Genomic DNA, 19,348 nt, shown 5'->3' on the forward strand with positions numbered 1-19,348 from the left:
GGCCACCGGCTTGCTCCTCAACGCCTTCCCACCAGAAGAATGCGCCAACTATCTCAGAAACTCAGGCTACGCCGCCTAATCTCAACAGGCTCTAGGCTTCGCCGCGCGAGCCGCCGGCCCGCTGGAACAGCTGCAGCGTCCGCAGCATGGCCAGGCTGGCGCTGTCGGCATGATGGCCGCTGGGGGCGACGAAGGCGTGGCCGGCGTCGTAGAGCCAGACGGGCAGGTCGGGATGGGCGGCGACGATCCTGTCCACGTCGCCGAGCGGGATCAGGGGGTCGGTGCGGCCGAAATGCAGGATGGTCGGGACCTTGGGCTGATCGTCGGCATAGCCGGCGATGTCGCCGCCGTAGAAGCAGGACACCGCCGTCAGCCCTGTGCAGCGGGCCGCGGCCAGCCAGGCGGTGGTGCCGCCGAAGCAGAAGCCCATGGCGAAGACCTTGCCGCCGCCGGCCAGCCGGTCGATCGCCGCCTGGACGCGCGGCAGGGCCGCCGCGCCCCAGCCGCTGGCCAGGCCCAGGGCCATGCGGGCGTCCAGGTTCGGGGGATCCAGGTCGACGGCCGGGAACGGCGCGTCGGCCTCGTCCAGCAGGCTGGGGGCGATCACCTCGTAGCCTTGCCCGGCCAGGGTGTCGGAGAGCTCGCGGATGTGCGGGGTGACGCCCCAGATGGCGTGCAGGATCACCAGCCCGCCCCGCCGGGCCTCGCCGGGCGGGGCGTGATAGGCGGCGACGGGGGAGCCGTCGGCGGTCGTCAGGGTGATGCGCTCGCCCATGGCCGCTACGCCGCCCCGCGGGCCTGGAACAGCGCCAGGGTCCGTTCGCGCGCCAGCCTGGCGTCGTCCGGGTCGGACTCCGGACGGCCGTCGTTGTTGAAACCGTGGCCGCTGTTCTCGTAGACGTGGACCGGAACGTCCGGATGGGCCTCGGCGAGCCTGGCCTTGACCGCGTCGGCCGGGATGTGGGCGTCCTTGCGGCCCAGGTGGACGATCACCGGCGCGTTCAGCACCAGCTCGGCGTTGGCCGCGATCATGCTGCCGTAATAGGCCGAGCCCGCCGCCAGCCCCTTCAGCTTGCCCGCCGCCAGCCAGACCAGCGAGCCGCCCAGGCAGTAGCCGACCGCGAACACCGGGCCGCGCGGCGCCAGGTGGTCGATGCAGGCCTGGATGTCGGACAGCATGGCGTCCAGGCCGATGGCGTTGACGTGGGCGACGCCGGTCGCGAAGTCCTGCGGCTCGCGGCCGCCGACATAGCCGGGAACCCGGCGGTCGAAGATCGACGGGGCCAGCACCTCGAAGCCCAGGGCCGACCAGCGCGCCACGTCGGCCTGGACATATTGGTCGAGGCCGAAGATCTCCTGCACCACCACGATCCCGCCCTTGCGCGCGCCCTGGGGCTGGGCGTGCAGGGCGGTGAACGCGAAGCCGTCGAGGGCGGAGGTCAGGGTGACGGTCTCGGTCATGAAAGGTCCCAGGCAGCGGCCGGATCGAAACGGTTCCGTCCCGCGAGGTCAAGCCACCGGCGTGGTTCAGGGCAGAATCCTTACCGCCGCGCCGTCGCGCGTCAGTCGCCAGATCTCGTCCATCTCGGCGTCGGTGACGGCGATGCAGCCGTCGGTCCAGTCCTGGCCTCGGTAGAGCGCCGCCATCCCGCCGCGCCCGTTGGGCAGGCCGTGGATCATGATGTCGCCGCCGGGATCGACGCCGCCCGCCCGGGCCTGGGCGCTCTGAGCCGGGGTCGGATAGCCGATCCGCAGCGACAGGTGATAGGCGCTGCGGGGATTACGGCCCGTGATGCGGTAGTCGCCCTCGGGCGTGCGGCGGTCGCCTTGCCGGACCTTGGGCGCCAGGCCGCCGCGCCCCAGCGAGACACGATAGGTCGCCAGCTTCCGTTCGCCGGCGAACAGGGTCATGCGATGGGCGGCCTTCTCGACGACGATGCGGTCGGCCAGCATGCCCTCGGCGCGCTCCGAGCGCGGAGAGGCGGTGGACGGCGCGCTGCACCCAGCCAGGGCCAGGCCGACGACGCCTAGCATGGCCATGACCGCGCGGCGACGCATCATCGACCGTCCTTGGCGAGTTCGGGAAACAGGTGCGGCGCGCGTCGATGGATGGCCAGCTTCAGGTCGTCCTCGTCGACGTCCGTTCCTTCAAGTTTCACCTGGACGTAACGGCGATCGCGCTCTTCGGTCAGCTCCAGGCGGAGCCAGAAAAGGTCCATGCGGTCGCGGGGCTCGATGATCCGGGCCGCCGTAAACCTGGACCAGGCCGTGAAGCTCAATTGCCTCGACGGCCAATCGCGCCATCGCAGGCCGTGGTCCTCAACAATCAATCGCGGCTCACGGTCGGTGAACGGCCACAGGGCGGAGATCAGGCAGACCGCCGCGAAGATCGTGGTGAGAAGAAACGGGCCAGGTCCGTTCGCGAAGCCGACCAGCGAGACCACCAGCGCCATCGCCGTCGTTACGCCCAGCCTGACCCAGTTCACGGCGCGCGACGCTTTGACGACCAGGGGCGGCCCACCGTCTTCGACCATGCTCGCCCCGCCCCCCGTCGCGTCTCGTTACACGTTGAACCGGAAGTGCATCACGTCGCCGTCCTTGACGACGTAGTCCTTGCCCTCGGCCCGCATCTTGCCGGCTTCCTTGGCGCCGGCCTCGCCGCCCAGCTTGACGAAGTCGTCGAAGGCGATGGTCTCGGCGCGGATGTAGCCCTTCTCGAAGTCGGTGTGGATCACCCCGGCCGCCTGCGGGCCGGTGTCGCCCACATGGATGGTCCAGGCGCGGGCCTCCTTGGGGCCGACCGTGAAATAGGTCTGCAGCCCCAGGAGGTTGTAGGCCTCGCGGATCAGGCGGTTCAGGCCCGGCTCGGCCAGGCCCAGGGTCTCAAGGAACTCGGCGCGCTCGTCGGCGTCGAGCAGGGCGATCTCGCTCTCGATCTGGGCCGAGATGACCACGGCCTTGGCGTTGTCCCTGGCGGCGCGTTCGGCGACCAGGTCGCTATATTTGTTGCCCTTGTCGGCGCTGGCTTCCTCGACGTTGCAGACATAGAGGGCCGGCAGCGAGGTCAGCAGCTGCAGCATATGCCAGGCCTTCTCGTCCTCCTTGTCCACGGCCGCGGCGCGGGCCGGGCGGCCCTCGCGCAGCTGGGCCAGGGCCAGGTTGATCAGGCGCAGGGTGTTGGCCGCTTCCTTGTCGCCGCCCGACTTGGCCTTCTTCTCGATGGCCGGCAGGCGCTTTTCCAGGCTCTCCAGGTCGGCCAGCATCAGCTCCATCTCGATGATCTCGAGGTCGCTGAGGGGGTCGATGCGGCCCTCGACGTGGGTGATGTCGTCGTCCTCGAAGCAGCGGGCCACGAAGGCCACGGCGTCGCAGTCGCGGATATTGGCCAGGAACTGGTTGCCCAGGCCCTCGCCCTTCGACGCGCCGCGCACCAGGCCGGCGATGTCGACGAAGGTGATCCGGGCCGGGATGATCTCCTTGGAGCCGGCGATCCTGGCCAGGGCCTCCAGGCGCGGCTCGGGCACGGCCACGTCGCCGGTGTTGGGCTCGATCGTGCAGAACGGATAGTTGGCCGCCTGGGCCGCGGCCGTCTGGGTCAAGGCGTTGAACAGGGTGGACTTGCCGACATTGGGCAGGCCGACGATGGCGACTTTCAGGGCCATGGAACTCTCGGTGAATTTCGTTGGCGCGCGCTTAGCATGGATCGGGGGGGAAGTCCTGTTGGACGTAGGCCGAGCGGCGATCACTTGCCCCCTACGGACCGCTGCGCGGTCGTCTTCCCCCAGAGGGGGAAGAGCGCTGTCGTAGGCGCCGTGCGAAGGCTCCGCCCCCTATGGGGGCGGACAGACCGCGAAGCCGCCAGGTGGGGGCAAGTGGGCGCGATCTCACGCGATCACTCGCTGAGTGGATGGAAAGGGTCGCGGAGCGCCGGACGACGTCCGGAGGGTTTGAGTTAAGTGTACCGTTTCGACGAAGCCAGACGCTCCGCGCGACCGTTATCCGCAAGGCCGGGGCGCGCGGGCCTTTTCCGCCCTTCACCCCACCCGGTGGTTCCTCTGGATCTGTGCACCGCATGTATCAGAGGCGGGAGTGAGCCGTTTTAAGAGGACCGGAGCGAACCCCACGACGGGCGGGACCTTCCCAGCATGAAGATCCCGATGGGCGAGCTTACGTCCCTCGCCCTCTGTTTAAGCGCCTCGGCTGCAAACTCACGCGCATCCGACGAGCCCCGCTCGATCGCCCCCCGCCGCCGCATCGGTCGCTGGCCATGCGCCCTTTCCCTGCGACGAGGTGAGATCAGGATAGGGGTGGTTTGAAGGGGTGAGGATGGATTGGGGTCGAGAAAGTTCAGGGCGTTGAAATCGCTGGGGTTCGTTCCCGACGCCCCAAGGATAAGTCCCCCGGCGTGCGCGTCCCCACCCTACTTCCCGCCGTCGACCACGTGCGTCGTCGGGCGGTCGTCGCCGGCGGAGAGTTCGTCGCGCCAGCGGCCGCGCTCGTCCTCGTAGGAGATGCCGGTGTCCTCGCCGGCCACCCGCTGCTCGCCGGCCGCGCGCTGGGCGGCGTGCAGGGCCGCGTCGTGGGTGCGGAAGGTCTCGGAGAACACGTCGCCCACCTTGTAGGCCCAGCCGCCGTCGTGCTCGACGATGGTGTAGGTGATGTCGGTCATGGGCTGCGGCTCCGTTTGAAGGCTCGTACGAGAAACTGCGCCTGGATTGGCGCGGTTCCAAGCGCGGAGTCTTGAAGGGATGAGCCGTGATCCTTCGCTCGGCTTCTCAACCGTCATCCTGGGCCTTGTGCCCGGAAACCCTCTGTCCGCCGCAGATGCGAGGGTGTGGCGCGCCGCGCGCCGCTGTTCTTCACCGTCGGCTGCGTCAGGGGTTCCGGGCACAAGGCCCGGAATGACGGATGTAGGAGATGTCGGCGCCCACCTTCTCGCTCCGAGAAGGGAGCCAGCCTTTCATCTCACGGCGAGACGATCGCCGGTCTGGACAGGTCACTCAAGGACCGGCCGGAGGCCGGCCGCGACGCGGCGGCGCGGAGCGCCGTCCTTGACTGACCTGTCCAGACCGGCACGCTTGCCTCCGAGAGATGAATGGCTGGATGCGCCGCGCGGGCGGCGAGAAGCAGGTCTTCCGCTCAATGGTTGCGTTCGCCAAGGTTGCTTCGCCATGCTTGTGCGGGGTGGAGGGGGAAAATTGAAAGTTTTCATTAGCTGGAGTGGCGACCGTAGCAAGGCGCTGGCGCAAGCAATCCACGGATGGCTGCCTTTGGTGCTGCACTATGTTGAGCCTTGGCTTTCTCAATCCGATATTGACGCTGGAGAGCGTTGGAGTGTCGAAGTCGCAAAAGAGCTGTCGGCCTGCACATTTGGAATAACGTGTGTCACGCGGGAAAAATATTAGCTCGCCGTGGATTCTTTTTGAGGCGGGAGCTCTTGCGAAATCCATGGAAGAGGGACGAGTTGTTCCTCTTTTGTTGGATTTGGACTTCAGTGATATATCTGGACCTCTTTCGCAATTTCAAGCGAAGAAAGTTGAGAAGCAAGGTATAAAAGACATAGTTTTCGCAATAAATCGTATTTGGTCCAATCCAATTCCGGATGATCGGCAATCGCAGCTTTTCGAGGCGCTGTGGGGGCAGATGGAGCAAGCCATTGGCGAAATACAAAGTGTTTCTATCCCCATAAAGCCGCATAGGCCTCAAGCTGATATACTTGAGGAACTGGTCTCCAGCGTCCGAAATTTGGATCTTCGGTATCGAGAGGACATGCAAGAAGGGAGAGGGGCGAGAAGGTCAAAGTCGTTTCATCACAAGATGATGGTGATGGATGACTTCTTCCATAGGGTAGCTGATAGGGGGGATTATCCGGGGGCTATAATGCTTGGAGCGAGTGTATTTAGGGAGGATTATCCCTGGGTATATGAGGCAGCTAATCGAGTCTATAACGACGTAGTTACGGGTAAAGCTGACGCCGTGAGGCGATCCCAGAAGCAATTCTTCGAAGCTGCGGAAGCTTTACGAAGAGGGCCCTTCCTTGATGAAATGCAGGACCGAGCGATGGGTTTTCTCATGCACGTGGTTGATCGTGCGGTTGAGCTCGGCATTTCTGATCGCACGGTCAAACGCGAAGTGCGGCCCAGGCCAACTATACCCAGACCTTCAATAACAAAGGAAGCAGGATAAGGTGGCCCCCTAAGCCACCTTCACCCGCGCCGCGCTCTCCGGGAGATCCGTCCCGAACGCCCGCTGGAAGAACTCGGCCACGGTCGGGCGCTCCAGTTCGTCGCACTTGTTCAGGAAGGTCAGCCTGAACGCCAGGCCGATGTCCTTGTCGAAGATCTCGGCGTTCTGGGCCCAGGTGATCACCGTGCGCGGGCTCATGACGGTCGAGATGTCGCCGTTCATGAAGGCGTTGCGGGTCATGTCGGCGACGCGGACCATGGCGGCGATCGTGCGCTTGCCCTCGGGCGTGTCGTAGGCCGGGTTCTTGGCCAGGACGATGCCGGCCTCGACGTCGTGGTCGAGGTAGTTCAGCGTGGTGACGATGCTCCAGCGGTCCATCTGGCCCTGGTTGATCTGCTGGGTGCCGTGATAGAGCCCCGTCGTGTCGCCCAGGCCGATGGTGTTGGTCGTCGAGAACAACCGGAAATAGGGATTGGCGCGGATCACCCGGTTCTGGTCCAGCAGGGTCAGCTTGCCGCCGGCCTCCAGTACGCGCTGGATGACGAACATCACGTCCGGCCGGCCGGCGTCGTATTCGTCGAACACCAGGGCGATCGGGCGCTGCAGCGCCCAGGGCAGGATGCCTTCGCGGAACTCGGTGACCTGCTTGCCGTCCTTCAGGACGATGGCGTCCTTGCCGACCAGGTCGATGCGGCTGACGTGGCTGTCGAGGTTGACCCGCACCAGCGGCCAATTCAGCCGGGCGGCGATCTGCTCGATGTGGGTCGACTTGCCGGTGCCGTGATAGCCCTGGACCATCACCCGGCGATCGTTGGCGAAGCCGGCGCAGATGGCCTTGGTCGTCTGCGGGTCGAACCGGTAGGCCGCGTCGATCTCGGGGACGTGGCTGTCCTTGTGGCTGAAGGCGGGGACCTTCATGTCGCTGTCGACGCCGAACGCGTCGCGAAGCGTGACCCACTTGTCGGGGGCCAGGGTGATCAGGGGATCGGCGGCGTGGCTGTCGGTCAGGTCGGGCATGATGCCTCCCGCTTACCGCTTTGACGTGGGGGAGGGGAAGGGCGAAGGCCAGTCCCGCATGGAAAAAACGCCACGCCGGACGCACGACGCCCCGGGCGGCGGGGCCGTCCGGGGCGCGATGGGGTCCTTCGGGGGAGGGAAGGGCCCTAGTTGTTGGCGATGATCACCGAGGCGATCAGGCCGGTGGCCACGGCGGCCAGGATGTAGCGGTCGTCCACGCGCTGCCAGCGATAGCCGCGGGGCGGGGCGCGCAGGCCGTGGCGGCGCCAGTCGCGGACATAGTAGCGGTCGTCGCGATAGCGGGCGTCCAGGCGCTGGCCGCGTTCCCAGCGACGGTAGTCGCGGCGCTCGTGGGCGGCTTCGCGGCGGCTGTGGCCGTAGTCGCGGCGGTCATGGCGATCGTAGCGGTCGTCGTGACGCTGGTCGTAGCGGCCGCGGTCGTCATAGCGCTGGCCGGCGGCCATGGCCGTGCCCGACAGGGCCGTGCCCGCCAGCAGGCTCGCCGCCAGGGTGGTGATGATCAGACGCTTCATGGCGAGGTCCTTTCCTAGTTGGTGGCGGTCCGACACCGCCGAACCTCTTCGATAGTCCGACACTAGCGAACGGGGTTTGGACTGGACATGAACGGCGCGGGTCAGGAATGGTTCATCATGTTTCGGCGGCGAAACATTTGCGCGAACCTGTGGAATACTAGCTTGGCGCGAAATCGAGTTTTACGCGTTCATCAGCGATGCTGCGTCTTTCCTTCTTTCAACCTCGCCGGGATTTGCCGCGGTTGCTGACCGCGGCGCGAAACGAGCTGGGCGCGGTGGCGGCCCTGCTGGTGCTGGCCGGCGGCGCCCTGGCGTTTCTGGAGCTGTCGGACGACGTGGCCGAGGGCGACACGGCCGCCTTCGACCTGGCGGTGCTCCGGGCCCTGCGGCTGCCGGGCGACCCCAACGCCCTGGTCGGCCCCAAATGGCTGCACGTGGCGGCGGCCGACGTCACCGCCCTGGGCTCGATCACCGTGCTGGGCCTGGTGGTGGTCCTGGCCCTGGCCCTGATGCTGAGCCTGCGGCGCTGGAGCGAGGCCCTGGTGGTGCTGGTCGGCGCGGGCGGCGGGGTGGCGATCAGCCAGGGCCTCAAGCACCTGTTCGGGCGCGAGCGGCCCGACCTGGTCTACCGCGCGGTCGAGGCGGCCAATCCCAGCTTCCCGTCCGGCCATGCCATGCTGTCGGCCGTGGTGTTCCTGACGCTCGGCGCCCTGGCGGCCCGGTTCGCGCCTCGCCGGCGGGTCAAGGCCCTGGCCCTGGGCGCGGCGGTGCTGCTGAGCCTGCTGGTCGGCGCCTCGCGGATCTATCTGGGCGTCCACTGGACCAGCGACGTCCTGGCCGGCTGGAGCCTGGGCGCGGCCTGGGCCATGGCCTGCTGGGTGGCGGCCTGGGCGTGGGAGCGGCGGTTTCCCAAACCTCCACTCGTTAGGTGAGCTTTCGGTTGAGTCCAGCGCCTACTTCGCCAATCCCGACTTCTGCAGGGTCTTATAGGCCTTGATCACCCGCTGGAGCTTGTGCTCGGCGCTGCGGTCGCCGCCGTTCATGTCCGGGTGGCAGCGCTTGAGCAGGTCCTTGTACCTGGCGCGGATCGCCGCGCCGTCGGCGTCGGCCTCCAGGTCCAGGTCGGCCAGGGCCTGGCGCTCCAGCTTGCCCAGCTGTCGGCCGGCGGCGGCCGATTCGGCCCTGCGCTGCTGGGCGCGGAACAGGCCGAACGGGTCGTTCAGGTGGCGGGCGTCGCGGGCGGCGGCGGCGGCGGCCTCGCGCGAATTGGCGTCGGCCTTCATGGACCAGGTCGGACGGCCGCCGGTCATCTTCTCCTTTTCCTGCGCGGCGCGGATCTGGCCCTCGCTCATGCCGGCGTAGAAGTTCCAGTTCTTGTTGTACTCGGCCGCGTGGCGCTGGCAGAAATTGTAGTAGACGCCCGGCATGTCGCGCGACTTGGGCGCCTTGGCCGTGGCGGCCGAGCGGCACTCGGGATGGTCGCAGCGCACCTCGCCCGGTTTCAGGGCGTAGACGTCGTTCTCCCGGGCCGCCTCCTCCGGCGATTTCGGGGGGCGGACACGGATGTCGAAAAACTTGGGGCGATATTCGAAGTCGGCGCTCATGGCGCTTAGAGTAAGCCGACGCTATTTCCGTTCAAGGATTGACAAGCAAGGAACCCGTCATGGGCGCTATCGCCGACGCCATCGCCGCCAAACTGACCACCGCCTTTTCGCCGACCCGGCTGGAGATCGTCGACGACAGCCATCGCCATCACGGCCATGCCGGACATCGCGAGGGCGGGGAGAGCCACTTCAACCTGCTGATCGAGGCTCAGGCCTTTGCGGGCAAGGCCCGGGTGGCCCGCCAGCGGCTGATCTTCCAGGCCCTGGCCGAGGAGATGGCGGGGCCGGTGCACGCCCTGTCGATCGTCGCCAAGGCCCCGGGCGAAGCTTGACCGTGCGTTGCGAAAACGGGCTTGCCAGGGCGGCCCGCGACTGATTGCCTCTCCGCCCGGCGCGACCCCGCAACGACGCGGATTTCCGCCGGCGAAGAGGCCGGCATGAGCGCAACCGAGACATCCCCCACGATTCCGACCTTTCTGGACGAGGACAGCGAGGCCGCCCTGGCGGCGGCGCTGCCGGCCCTGCTGGCGCGGTCCTACGCCCGCTATTCGAACTTCACCGTGGCCGCCGCGGTGATCGACGCCGACGGCCGGGCCCACCTTGGGGTCAATGTCGAGAACGCCGCCTATCCGTCGGGCACCTGCGCCGAGCAGACGGCGATCGGGGCGATGGTCACGGCCGGCGGCCGCGGCATCGCCAAGGTGCTGATCGCTTCCGGCTCCAACGGCGTGGTCCAGCCCTGCGGCGCCTGCCGCCAGCGCATCGCCGAGTTCGCCGCCGACGCCTGCGAGATCGTCTCGGTCCAGGACGGCAAGGCCACGCGCCGCACGCCGTTCTGGAGCCTGCTGCCCGAGTCGTTCGGGCCGCGGGATTTGGGATAGGGCGATGAAAAAGGGGGAAGCTCGAAAGCCGCCCCCGGTCCCCAAAAGGCTGATCAGAGGCCGCCTGGGCCGCAATCGGTCTTCAGGTACTTCTCGATCTCGACCAGCTGGGTTTCCAGCATCTCCGGGGTCATGAAGATGTACTGGTGGCCCATATCCTTGATTTCCAGGTACTTGTACGTCTTGCCGGCGGCCTTCAAGGCGGCGACGAAACGGCGGGACTCCTCGACTTCGACGGTCTGGTCCCGGTCGCCATGATAGACGAAGATCGGAATTGACACGTTCTTGGCGTTGGGCTGGGGATCCAGGCCGTCGATGGTCGGCCGCTGGTATTCGCGCAGGAAGCGGTCGTTGTAGGTCTCACCCTGGAAACGCTTGATCTCGGCCACACCGGCCCCGGCGATCGAGCACTGGTACAGGCCGTTGGGGCGGATGGCGGCGGCAAAGGCCGCGTAGCCGCCGTAGGAATAGCCGAACAGGGCGATACGATCCGGCGCGGCCAGCTTTTGGTCGATCAGGTACTTGGCCGCGTCGTCGTTGTCGTCCTGCATGGCCAGGCCCCATTGGGCGTCGCCGGCCCGGGCCAGCTTGGAGCCCCAGCCCTCGGAGCCGCGGAACTGCGGTTGGATCACCACATAGCCGCGCGCGGTGAAGTACTTGGTCCAACCCGACACGTCCCAGTCCAGCTCGTCGCGGGCCGAGGGGCCGCCGTGGGGCAGGACGATGGCCGGGTAGGGACCCGGGCCGTAGACGTCCTTGGGCGGCGTGTGCAGGAAGGCGGGAATCATCAGGCCGTCGCGGGCGGCGTACTGCACCAGGCGCGACTCGCCCAGGGTGGCGGGATCGATCTGCGGCCGCGACTTGCCCAGCAGGGTCAGCTTGCTCCCGTCGGTCAGCAGGTAATATTCCGGCGGCAGGTTCGGGCCGGACTTGCGAACCAGGATGTACTTCTTGTCCTTGGACCAGCCGGTGATCTGGACGCCCGCGCCGTTCGGATAGCTGAACTTGGTCGGGGGGGCGTCGCCGCCCGGATCGGTCCACTGCAGGGTGGTGTTCGTGATCCCCAGGGCGGTGGGCAGGCTTTTGGCCGCGGCCGCCAGGACCGGATCGACCCAGTAGTCCCGGCTGGTGTCGGCGGCGTAGCCGAAGCCCAGCACCTTGCCGTCGTCGTCGAGGATCGGCGCGCCGGCGTCGAACAGCTTGATCTCGAAGGCCGGCTCGGTGATCTTTCGCTGCTTGATGTCGTACTCGTAGATGCCGGTCTTGTCTGCCCCGTTCTGGCGGACATTGACATAAACGATGTTCGGGTCGTCGCTGAAGCCGACCACGGTCATGAGGTTGCGGTCCTTGGCGTACGAACGGAAGTGTTCGACCCAGTCACCGGTCCGCGGGTCGCGGATCTGCTGGCCGACATAGACCTTGCCGTTGTCGAAATCGACCTTCTGGCGGGCGCGTAGGTCTCCATTATGATCCGCCTCCAGGCCGCCAAAGCGCTCCGAGCCGCGGGTCACGCGTTCGGCGCCGCCGTCGTAGAGATCGACCTTGTAGACGTCCCCCGCGCCGTTGGCGCCGGTGTTGAGCACCAGGATGTGCTTGGGATCGTTGGGCAGCCGGCTCAAGATCGAGGGATTGCTGACGGCCTGCATCAGCTCCTCGTAGTCGCTCTTGCCCCGGTTCTCCGGCAGGGCCGAGGTCCATTTCGAACCCTGCAGGTCGGTGATATAGACCTTTTGCAGGTGAGCCTTGGTCGCGCCATAGGTCCACAGCTGCTGGGCCACCACGGTCAGGCGGTCGTCCTTGACGAAATCCACTCTCATCAGTTGCATCTTGGAGGCGCCCAGGATGGTCGGCGCCTTGTCGGGATTGGCGGTTTCCCAGATGGCGATGACCTTGGTCACGCCGTCCTGCGAGACCAGACCGGCGATGTGCTGGCCGTCTGGCGAGAGGGTGACGTTGTCGATCTGGGCGTTGCGGGCGAAGTCGCGGGCGGCTGGCGGAGACGCGGGCGCCCGGGCAAGAGCCGGAGCGGCCATCAATGTGAGGGCGGCGCCGGCGAACAATCCAAGATTGCGTAAGAGCATCGTTACTTCAGGTCCCCGCGCTGGATAAAGATTGCTATTTGTAAGAGCGTGCTTACTAACTGCCAGCCCCATTTTCGACACGCTCGACGACCGGTTTCAAGACGCTCAAGCCCGCAATCTATCCAGATTGCGGATGACTCCAACCCGTCGCGCGCATCCGGGACGCCGGTGAAAGCGGCGCCGTGAGGCCTTCGTGGCCACACTGTGACCAGATTGTAACGCTGGTCGCCATAAGTTTCCGGACGTGCTTCTTATCGTTGAGCCGGCTTCCGAAGGTGAATAGCGTTCGTCGTAAACGGGGGCGGCGCAATTTTTTGTCGTGCCCCGCCGTAGTTAATTGGCAGGGGACCATATGCTCGACCGCAAGCTTTTGCTCACCACTTCAATCCTGGCGGGCGTCGTCGCCCTTGCCGTCGCGCCCGTGGCCGCCCTCGCCCAGGACGCCGCGACGACGGCCAAGCCGGCCGACACCGAGGTCGAGGCCCTGGTCGTGACCGGGTCGCGCATCAAGCGCACCGAGTACACCAGCGCCTCGCCGATTCAGGTGATCACCTCCGAGCAGTCCACGCTGCAGGGCCTCGTCGACACCGGCGACATCCTGCAGAAGTCGTCGGCGGCCAGCGGCTCGTTCCAGTCGAACAACCTGCTGACCGGCTATGTCATCACGGGCGGCGAGAACATCAGCAGCGTCTCGCTGCGCGGCCTGGGCGCCAACCGCACCCTGGTCCTGCTGAACGGCCGCCGCCTGGCGCCGGCCGGCCAGGGCGGCACGGTCGGCCCGGTCGACCTGAACGTCCTGCCGTCGTCGATCATCGACCGCACCGAAATCCTCAAGGACGGCGCCTCGTCGATCTACGGCTCGGACGCCGTGGCCGGCGTCGTCAACATCATGACCAAGAAGGATTTCGACGGCGTCGAAATGAACGTCTACGGCGCGATCCCGACGCGGGGCGAGGGCGAGACGTACCGTGTCTCGGGCACTGCGGGAAAAGTGTTCGACAAGGGCTATCTGAACCTGACGTTTGACTACAATGAGCAGAAGGCTCTGAAGGTCAAGGACCGCAAGTACACCTCCTGCGCCGAAGACTACCGTTTCGACGCCACGACCGGCGAGCGGGTCGACTTCATCGATCCGAAGACCGGCCACTACAAGTGCTACAACGCCATCAACAACGGCTGGCAGGCGGCCGACCTCTTCGGCGGCATGTTCCAGTGGGATCCGACCCTGGCCAACGCCCCTCCCGGCGGCTATCCGGCGGCCGGCCTGACGACCCGCGCGTTCCTGCCCAACTGGGTGCGCGCGGCCCGCGCCGGCCAGCCCGCGACCTATCCCTACGCCAACTACGATAGCCCGGCCTACCAGAACGCCGACGCGATCTCGCCGATCAAGCGCGGTACGGTCTATCTGACCGGCAGCTACGACATCACGCCCAACGTCGAGGCCTATACCGAACTGCTGTTGAACCGCCGCAAGTCGTCGGGCACCAGCATCATGTACCTGTTCGAGACGGTGTCGGGCGACAACCCCGCCAACTCGGTGGCCGCGGGCCTGCAAGCCGGCGGCGCTTCGGGCGACGCGATTCCGCTGATCCTGCTGCCGCACAAGCAGTCGGAAACCATCGACTACGGCCGCATCGTCGGCGGTCTGAAGGGCACGATCACGGGCGGCGGCTTCCTGAACAACTGGGACTGGGACGTCTACGGCCAGTACGGCAAGTCCGACGCCAAATACACCAGCGACTTCATCTACCAGGACCGCGTCTTCGCGACGACCGGCGGCAGCGGCCTGGCCTGCGACCCGAGCGAGATCACCATCTCGGGCGGCTCGTGCATGACCATCGACTATTTCGGCAAGGACATCCTGGCCGGCAACCTGACGCCCCAGCAGCGCGCCTTCCTGATCGGCGAGGAAACCGGCACGACCAAGTACACTCAGTATTCGGTCGAAGGCACGATCAGCGGCGACCTGTTCACCCTGCCGGCCGGCCCTGTGGGCGCGGCGTTCGGCGCGACCTACCGCAAGGACAAGCTGGACGACATCCCCGGCTTCAACGCCCAGCACGCCAACTACTGGGGCTACAGCACCGCGGGCCGCACGAAGGGCAGCGACGACGTCAAGGAAGTCTACGGCGAACTGGCGATCCCGATCTTCAAGGACCTGCCGATGGTCGAGAAGCTGGATCTGAGCCTGTCGGGCCGTTACACCGACTACAAGAGCTACGGTTCGGACGAGACCTACAAGATCGGCCTGAACTGGCAGCTGTCGTCGGCCTTCCGGATCCGTTCGGCCTACGGCACCTCGTTCCGCGCCCCGGCGCTGTACGAACTGTACCTGGCCGACCAGACCTCGTTCTTCAACGGCGTGGACCCCTGCGAGCGTTGGGGCACCACCCAGGCGAACAACCCCCGCGTCCAGACTAACTGCGCGGCGGCGGGCATCCCGGACGACTACACCGCCCCGTCCACCCCGCAGGTCAGCACCGGCGGCGGCCTGGGCCGCCTGAAGGCCGAAACCTCCAAGGCCACGACCTTCGGCGTCATCTGGACGCCGAGCTTCATGGACCTGAGCGTGGCGCTCGACTACTTCGACATCAAGGTCAGCAACGAAGTCGCGGTGTTCGGGGCCAGCAACATCCTGGCCTCGTGCTACGGCGGCACCACGTTCCCGAACGACTTCTGCACGCTGTTCAATCGCGACCCGACCACTCACGACATCACGGTCATCAACGACAACTACCTGAACGTCGCCCAGCAGGTGAACCGCGGCCTGGACCTGAACACGCGCTACCAGCACGAGTTCACGGCGGGCAAGCTGACGATCGACGGCCAGTTCACCTGGCAGTTCAAGGACGTCACCAATCTGCTGGAAGGCGGCATCCCCGACGACCACAATGGCGAGACCACCGAGCCGGACTTCACCGGCGTGATCAATGCGCGCTTCGATCACGACGACTGGACCGTCAACTGGGCGGTCGACATGTACGGCAAGGCTTCGGACACCGAACTGCTGGTCGACGGCGACACCCGCTTCAGCACCCGGTACAACAAGACGCTCTATTCCAAGCAATACACCGAGTTCACGGCCTACCACTCGCTGACCGTGCGCAAGAAATTCGACAAGCTGACCCTGCAGGCCGGCGTGCTGAACCTGTTCGACGAACTGCCCCCGGCGCAGTCGGCGGGCCAGTTCCGGATCGGCACCTCGGCGCTGAACGCCTACGATCTGCGCGGTCGCAGGGTGATGTTCGAAGTCACCAAGCGCTGGTAGCACCTGAGTTCCGCGCCGCCGGTTCCCCGGCGGCGCGGATCAAGGCGATCTATAGACAAAAAAGAGCGGCGGGAGCTGTCCCGCCGCTCTTTTTCTTTGGGCGGCCGTAAGCCGTCGTCCTCAGACGCTCTGCGCCGCCAATCCCTCCAGCACCTTGCGCAGGTCGGCTTCGCGGAACGGTTTCTGCAGCACGGTCGCGCCCTTGTGGCCTTCCGACAGGCCGGCCTCGCCATAGCCGCTGGCGAAGGCGAACGGCACGCCGCGTTCCTTCAGGGCGTCGGCGACCGGGAAGATCGGGCGACCGCCCAGGTTGACGTCCAGCAGGGCGGCGTCGATGTCGGCGGCGGCCGCCAGACGCAGGGCCTCGTCCAGCTCGGCGGCGGGGCCGACGATCACGCAGCCGAGGTCGCTGAGCATGTCCTCCACCAGCATGGAGACCAGCGCCTCGTCTTCGACGACCAAGACCTTAAGGGCGGCGAGGGTCTTCATGGTTCAGGGCTCCAGGGCGCGGGTCGGCAACTTCATGGTGCATACGAGGCCCAGGCTATCATAGGCCAGTGCGACTTGTGCGGACAGTTCTCCCGCCAGGCCCTTTTCCAGCAGGCGCGCGCCAAACCCGTGGCGGCGGGGCGGCACGACCGGCGGGCCGCCGTGTTCGGCCCAGGTCAGGCGCAGCGCGCCCGAGTCGTCGGGCTCCGGCTCCCAGGTCACTCGCACGCCGCCGCCGGGAACCGACAGCGCGCCGTACTTCAGGGCGTTGGTCGCCAGTTCATGGACCGCCATGCCCAGGGCCACCGTCGCCTTGGGGCTCAGCTGGACGTCGCGGGCGTAGTCGAAGGCGATGCGGTCGCGGGCGGCGAAGGCCTCCAGCTCGAAATCGAAGATCTCGCGCAGGCTGGCGCCTTGCCAGTTCTGCTGGGTCAGCAGGTCGTGGGTGTGCGACAGGGCCATGATCCGGCCTTCGAAGGCGTCGCGGAACGCCTCGGGCGAGTCGGTCGTGCGCAGGGTCTGGCTGGCGATCGACTGCACCGAGACCAGGGTGTTCTTCACCCTGTGGTTCAGCTCGTTGACCAGCAGCTTCTGGCGCTCCTCGGCGCGCTTGCGCTCGGTGACGTCCAGCGACACGCCGGCCATCCGCCGGGCCCCGCCATGATCGGCGGTCTGGGCGGCGCGGCCGCGGGCGTGCACCCAGCGGACCTCGCCGTCGGGCCTGCGGACGCGGTACTCGATGTCGTAGTCGGCCCCGTGGCGGATGGCGTCCTCGATGGCGGCGATCATCCGCGGGCGGTCGTCCGGATGCACCGAGGCGACCAGGTCGGCGAACCCGAAATCGTCGCCCGGGGCGCGGCCGTAATTGGCCTTGCAGATGTCCGAGGCCAGATAGGCGCGGGTCTCGACGTCCAGTTCCCACGAGCCCAGGCGGCCGGCCTCCAGGGCGAACTTCAGGCGCTCCTCGGCGTCGCGGCGCTGGGTCAGCTCGGCCTGGGCGGCCTCTTGGGTCCGCGCGGACTCGATCGCCACCGCCGCCTGGCCGGCCAGGCCGACCGCCAGGCTCTCGGCGCGCGGCCCGAATCGTCCCGGCTGCGGATGGCCGAAGAACAGCCCGCCCAGCACGGCGCCCGCGCGGGTGACCACCGGCACGGCCAGATAGCTGCGGACGGGCAGGTGACCCTCGGGCATGCCGTAGTGGGGCGAAGTGCGGCCGTAGCGCGGATCGCGGGTGATGTCGTCCGACCGCACCACGCCCTCGCCCCTGAAGGTGGGGGCGAAGACGGCGGTGCCGCGCGGCGTCGGAAAGGCTTCGAAGGCCGAGCGCGGCGCGCCCGACAGGCTGTAGAGCATCAGGCTTTCGCCGGCCTGGTCGACAACCTTGTAGAAGAACGCGCCGAACTGGGCGCCGGTCAGCTCGACCCCGCCGTCGACCACCGTCTGGACCAGGGTTTCGGCGTCGTGGCCGGCCCCGATGGCCTCGGCGATGCGGTTGAGGGCGCGCGAGCGACGCACCTCCTCGGCCAGGGCTTCCTCGGCGGCGGCGAGGCGCGCGGCCAGGTCTTCGACCCCACCCTTCTCGGCGAGACTGGTCGCCTTGGCCAAGCTCCTCACCCCCACTCGCCCGGCGCTCGTTATGCTTCGAGCGCGACCACCAACGCGTCGCCACGGTGATGGTTCCACAGGCGGCCATACTGCGCTGGGAAGCAGGCGCCCTCAACCCGCCCGCGCGTCGAATCTTCGAACAAATCGCCGGAAATCAAGCCGCTGCGTCGGGTATGCGACGCAAGGCGATCAGCGGGCGCTCTCGTCCAGCCGTCCGCTGATCCGCAGGCCGGTGACCTGGTTGCGCTGGCGGCGCAGCACCTGGAAGCGGTGGTGGTGGAAAATGAAGATCTGGCCCGGCTCGGGGATGGTCTGGGCCTCGTGGATCACCAGGCCGGCGATGGTCACCGCCTCGCCCTCGGGAAGCCGCCAGTCCATCGCCCGGTTGAGGTCGCGGACCGTGACGTGGCCGTCGACATGCACCGAGCCGTCGGGCTGCGGACGCAGGCCCTCGACCTTGGTGTCGTGCTCGTCCTCGATCTCGCCGACGATCTCCTCGAGGATGTCCTCCAGGGTCACCAGCCCCTGCAGGGCGCCGTACTCGTCGACCACCAGGGCGAAGTGGCTGCGCCGCTTGAGGAAGGCGTTCAACTGGTCCTTCAGGTTGGTGGTGTCGGGGATGAACCACGGCTCGCGCTGGATGGCGGCCACGTCGATGTCGTCGATCGCGCCGTTGGCGGCGGCCAGGGCGCGCAGCAGGTCGCGGGCGTGCAGCACGCCCACGATGTTGTCGGGGTTCTCGCGATAGAGCGGGATGCGGGTGTGCTGGGCCTCCAGCGCCTCGGCCACCAGCTCGCGGATCGGCAGGTCGGCGTCGATCAGGGTGATCGACTTGCGGTGGACCATGATCTCAGAGACGTCCATGTCCGACAGGTCCAGCACCCCGCCCAGCATCCGCCGGTCGCCGCTTTCGACCCCGCCTTCGGAGTGGTGGTACTCGACCGCGCCGCGGATCTCCTCATGGGCGGCCAGCACGTCGACCTCCATGGTCAGCTTGACGCCGAACAGGCGCAGTGTACGGCGCACCACCCACTGGATGGCGTAGATGATCGGGCCGAACAGGCGCACCACCAGCAGGGTGGGCCCCGACAGGAAGCGGGCCACGTCGTCCGACTTCAGGATCGCCAGGGTCTTGGGCAGCACCTCGGCGAACACCAGGACCAGCACGGTCATCGCCCCGGTCGCCGCCGCCACGCCCCAGGGGCCCGGGATGGCGGCGGTCAGCACCTGGGTGGTCAGGGCCGAGGCCAGGATGTTGATCAGGTTGTTGCCCAGCAGCACCGCCCCGATCATCGTCTCCTGGTCGGACAGCAGCGTGTTGACCCGCTGGGCCGGCCGGTCTCCCTCGCGTTCCAGCTGGTGCATGCGGGCCCGCGAGGCGGCGGTCAGCGAAGTCTCGGCGGCCGAGAACAACGCCGAGAGGGCCAGCAGGCCGATGATGATCGGCGCGAGGCCGAGAATGGCGGTCAGGATCATGGAACGGTTGTACGCCGCGCGCGCGGCGAGGGGGAGGGCTATCGCCCGGGGTTTGCGCCCTGGTCCCGGATCTTCGCGCCGCGTGCTCGCCCGGGGTGACGGTCTTCAACAAGGTTCGTGTAAGTTGCGGATTTTTTGTGGATATGCTCCTCATGCGACGGATTTATTTGGAGGTTTGGTGGTAATTTTGTGGGTTTGCGAGAAAACT

General features: G+C 67.0%; 19 protein-coding genes. 6 read left to right on the plus strand and 13 right to left on the minus strand.

From position 1 onward, the window contains the following. Positions 1 to 91: 91 nt before the first annotated feature. From EV278_RS16700 to EV278_RS16725, 6 genes are all read right to left on the minus strand, one after another. Positions 92 to 775: a dienelactone hydrolase family protein gene (locus EV278_RS16700; RefSeq protein ID WP_132093911.1), complete on the minus strand. Its 684-nt coding sequence runs from the start codon at positions 773 to 775 to the stop codon at positions 92 to 94. Positions 776 to 780: 5 nt separating this feature from the next. Continuing rightward, positions 781 to 1,461 carry a dienelactone hydrolase family protein gene (locus EV278_RS16705; RefSeq protein WP_132093914.1) on the minus strand — a complete coding sequence of 227 codons (681 nt, stop codon included), beginning with the start codon at positions 1,459 to 1,461 and terminating at the stop codon, positions 781 to 783. Between the two features lie 66 nt (positions 1,462 to 1,527). Next, complete coding sequence (locus EV278_RS16710) at positions 1,528 to 2,061, minus strand: L,D-transpeptidase family protein (RefSeq protein ID WP_132093916.1); 534 nt, start codon at positions 2,059 to 2,061, stop codon at positions 1,528 to 1,530. Further along, positions 2,058 to 2,534, minus strand: a complete 477-nt coding sequence (locus EV278_RS16715; RefSeq protein ID WP_132093919.1) for a hypothetical protein — start codon at positions 2,532 to 2,534, stop codon at positions 2,058 to 2,060. The genes EV278_RS16710 and EV278_RS16715 overlap by 4 nt, the downstream gene beginning before the upstream one ends. A 27-nt stretch (positions 2,535 to 2,561) precedes the next feature. After that, the gene (ychF, locus tag EV278_RS16720) at positions 2,562 to 3,662 is read right to left on the minus strand and encodes a redox-regulated ATPase YchF (protein WP_132093922.1); all 1,101 of its coding nucleotides are present in this window, start codon (positions 3,660 to 3,662) and stop codon (positions 2,562 to 2,564) included. Between the two features lie 758 nt (positions 3,663 to 4,420). Then, positions 4,421 to 4,669: a DUF2188 domain-containing protein gene (locus EV278_RS16725; RefSeq protein ID WP_132093925.1), complete on the minus strand. Its 249-nt coding sequence runs from the start codon at positions 4,667 to 4,669 to the stop codon at positions 4,421 to 4,423. A gap of 382 nt (positions 4,670 to 5,051) precedes the next feature. Here EV278_RS16725 and EV278_RS16730 point away from each other — a divergent pair, with 382 nt between their 5' ends. Then, positions 5,052 to 5,405: a TIR domain-containing protein gene (locus EV278_RS16730; protein ID WP_132093928.1), complete on the plus strand. Its 354-nt coding sequence runs from the start codon at positions 5,052 to 5,054 to the stop codon at positions 5,403 to 5,405. Further along, positions 5,383 to 6,186, plus strand: coding sequence for a hypothetical protein (locus EV278_RS16735; protein ID WP_132093931.1), 804 nt, complete (start codon positions 5,383 to 5,385; stop codon positions 6,184 to 6,186). The genes EV278_RS16730 and EV278_RS16735 overlap by 23 nt, the downstream gene beginning before the upstream one ends. 9 nt (positions 6,187 to 6,195) lie before the next feature. On the opposite strand, the gene cobS is transcribed toward EV278_RS16735, so the two are convergent. Further along, positions 6,196 to 7,203, minus strand: coding sequence for a cobaltochelatase subunit CobS (gene cobS, locus EV278_RS16740; RefSeq protein WP_132093934.1), 1,008 nt, complete (start codon positions 7,201 to 7,203; stop codon positions 6,196 to 6,198). Positions 7,204 to 7,349: 146 nt separating this feature from the next. Next, the gene (locus tag EV278_RS16745) at positions 7,350 to 7,736 is read right to left on the minus strand and encodes an RcnB family protein (RefSeq protein ID WP_132093937.1); all 387 of its coding nucleotides are present in this window, start codon (positions 7,734 to 7,736) and stop codon (positions 7,350 to 7,352) included. Positions 7,737 to 7,933: 197 nt separating this feature from the next. Between EV278_RS16745 and EV278_RS16750 the strand changes: the two genes are divergently transcribed. After that, entirely contained in the window at positions 7,934 to 8,668 is a 735-nt protein-coding gene (locus tag EV278_RS16750) for a phosphatase PAP2 family protein (protein ID WP_132093940.1), read from the plus strand. Between the two features lie 21 nt (positions 8,669 to 8,689). Here the strand turns inward: EV278_RS16750 and EV278_RS16755 are convergent, their stop codons facing one another. Further along, entirely contained in the window at positions 8,690 to 9,340 is a 651-nt protein-coding gene (locus EV278_RS16755) for a J domain-containing protein (protein WP_132093943.1), read from the minus strand. 59 nt (positions 9,341 to 9,399) lie between these two features. On the opposite strand from EV278_RS16755, the gene EV278_RS16760 reads away from it, so the two are divergent. Beyond that, on the plus strand, positions 9,400 to 9,672 hold the full coding sequence (locus EV278_RS16760; RefSeq protein ID WP_132093945.1) for a BolA family protein: 273 nt from the start codon (positions 9,400 to 9,402) through the stop codon (positions 9,670 to 9,672). A 105-nt stretch (positions 9,673 to 9,777) separates the two neighbouring features. After that, positions 9,778 to 10,221 (plus strand): cytidine deaminase, encoded by a 444-nt coding sequence (gene cdd, locus EV278_RS16765; RefSeq protein ID WP_243692232.1) that lies wholly within the window; start codon positions 9,778 to 9,780, stop codon positions 10,219 to 10,221. A 53-nt stretch (positions 10,222 to 10,274) separates the two neighbouring features. On the opposite strand, the gene EV278_RS16770 is transcribed toward cdd, so the two are convergent. After that, a complete protein-coding gene (locus tag EV278_RS16770; protein WP_165916681.1) occupies positions 10,275 to 12,302 on the minus strand; it encodes an alpha/beta fold hydrolase in 2,028 nt (675 codons plus the stop codon). A gap of 352 nt (positions 12,303 to 12,654) precedes the next feature. On the opposite strand from EV278_RS16770, the gene EV278_RS16775 reads away from it, so the two are divergent. After that, positions 12,655 to 15,570, plus strand: a complete 2,916-nt coding sequence (locus EV278_RS16775; RefSeq protein ID WP_132093951.1) for a TonB-dependent receptor — start codon at positions 12,655 to 12,657, stop codon at positions 15,568 to 15,570. A 120-nt stretch (positions 15,571 to 15,690) separates the two neighbouring features. Here the strand turns inward: EV278_RS16775 and EV278_RS16780 are convergent, their stop codons facing one another. From EV278_RS16780 to EV278_RS16790, 3 genes are all read right to left on the minus strand, one after another. After that, on the minus strand, positions 15,691 to 16,059 hold the full coding sequence (locus EV278_RS16780; protein WP_132093954.1) for a response regulator: 369 nt from the start codon (positions 16,057 to 16,059) through the stop codon (positions 15,691 to 15,693). A gap of 3 nt (positions 16,060 to 16,062) precedes the next feature. Then, positions 16,063 to 17,664, minus strand: a complete 1,602-nt coding sequence (locus EV278_RS16785; protein WP_132093957.1) for an HWE histidine kinase domain-containing protein — start codon at positions 17,662 to 17,664, stop codon at positions 16,063 to 16,065. Between the two features lie 189 nt (positions 17,665 to 17,853). After that, positions 17,854 to 19,137, minus strand: a complete 1,284-nt coding sequence (locus tag EV278_RS16790) for an HlyC/CorC family transporter (protein ID WP_132094241.1) — start codon at positions 19,135 to 19,137, stop codon at positions 17,854 to 17,856. Positions 19,138 to 19,348: the final 211 nt, after the last annotated feature.

Origin of the sequence: Caulobacter sp. BK020 (genome assembly GCF_004342605.1) — a bacterium.
Classification (GTDB): domain Bacteria; phylum Pseudomonadota; class Alphaproteobacteria; order Caulobacterales; family Caulobacteraceae; genus Caulobacter.

What these genes read in the sequence shown, in the direction of transcription:
- EV278_RS16700 (WP_132093911.1), bottom strand. Translation starts at nt 775, where the DNA reads ATGGGCGAGCGCATCACCCTGACGACCGCCGACGGCTCCCCCGTCGCC.
- EV278_RS16705 (WP_132093914.1), bottom strand. Translation starts at nt 1,461, where the DNA reads ATGACCGAGACCGTCACCCTGACCTCCGCCCTCGACGGCTTCGCGTTC.
- EV278_RS16710 (WP_132093916.1), bottom strand. Translation starts at nt 2,061, where the DNA reads ATGATGCGTCGCCGCGCGGTCATGGCCATGCTAGGCGTCGTCGGCCTG.
- EV278_RS16715 (WP_132093919.1), bottom strand. Translation starts at nt 2,534, where the DNA reads ATGGTCGAAGACGGTGGGCCGCCCCTGGTCGTCAAAGCGTCGCGCGCC.
- ychF (WP_132093922.1), bottom strand. Translation starts at nt 3,662, where the DNA reads ATGGCCCTGAAAGTCGCCATCGTCGGCCTGCCCAATGTCGGCAAGTCC.
- EV278_RS16725 (WP_132093925.1), bottom strand. Translation starts at nt 4,669, where the DNA reads ATGACCGACATCACCTACACCATCGTCGAGCACGACGGCGGCTGGGCC.
- cobS (WP_132093934.1), bottom strand. Translation starts at nt 7,203, where the DNA reads ATGCCCGACCTGACCGACAGCCACGCCGCCGATCCCCTGATCACCCTG.
- EV278_RS16745 (WP_132093937.1), bottom strand. Translation starts at nt 7,736, where the DNA reads ATGAAGCGTCTGATCATCACCACCCTGGCGGCGAGCCTGCTGGCGGGC.
- EV278_RS16750 (WP_132093940.1), top strand. Translation starts at nt 7,934, where the DNA reads ATGCTGCGTCTTTCCTTCTTTCAACCTCGCCGGGATTTGCCGCGGTTG.
- EV278_RS16755 (WP_132093943.1), bottom strand. Translation starts at nt 9,340, where the DNA reads ATGAGCGCCGACTTCGAATATCGCCCCAAGTTTTTCGACATCCGTGTC.
- EV278_RS16760 (WP_132093945.1), top strand. Translation starts at nt 9,400, where the DNA reads ATGGGCGCTATCGCCGACGCCATCGCCGCCAAACTGACCACCGCCTTT.
- cdd (WP_243692232.1), top strand. Translation starts at nt 9,778, where the DNA reads ATGAGCGCAACCGAGACATCCCCCACGATTCCGACCTTTCTGGACGAG.
- EV278_RS16770 (WP_165916681.1), bottom strand. Translation starts at nt 12,302, where the DNA reads ATGCTCTTACGCAATCTTGGATTGTTCGCCGGCGCCGCCCTCACATTG.
- EV278_RS16775 (WP_132093951.1), top strand. Translation starts at nt 12,655, where the DNA reads ATGCTCGACCGCAAGCTTTTGCTCACCACTTCAATCCTGGCGGGCGTC.
- EV278_RS16780 (WP_132093954.1), bottom strand. Translation starts at nt 16,059, where the DNA reads ATGAAGACCCTCGCCGCCCTTAAGGTCTTGGTCGTCGAAGACGAGGCG.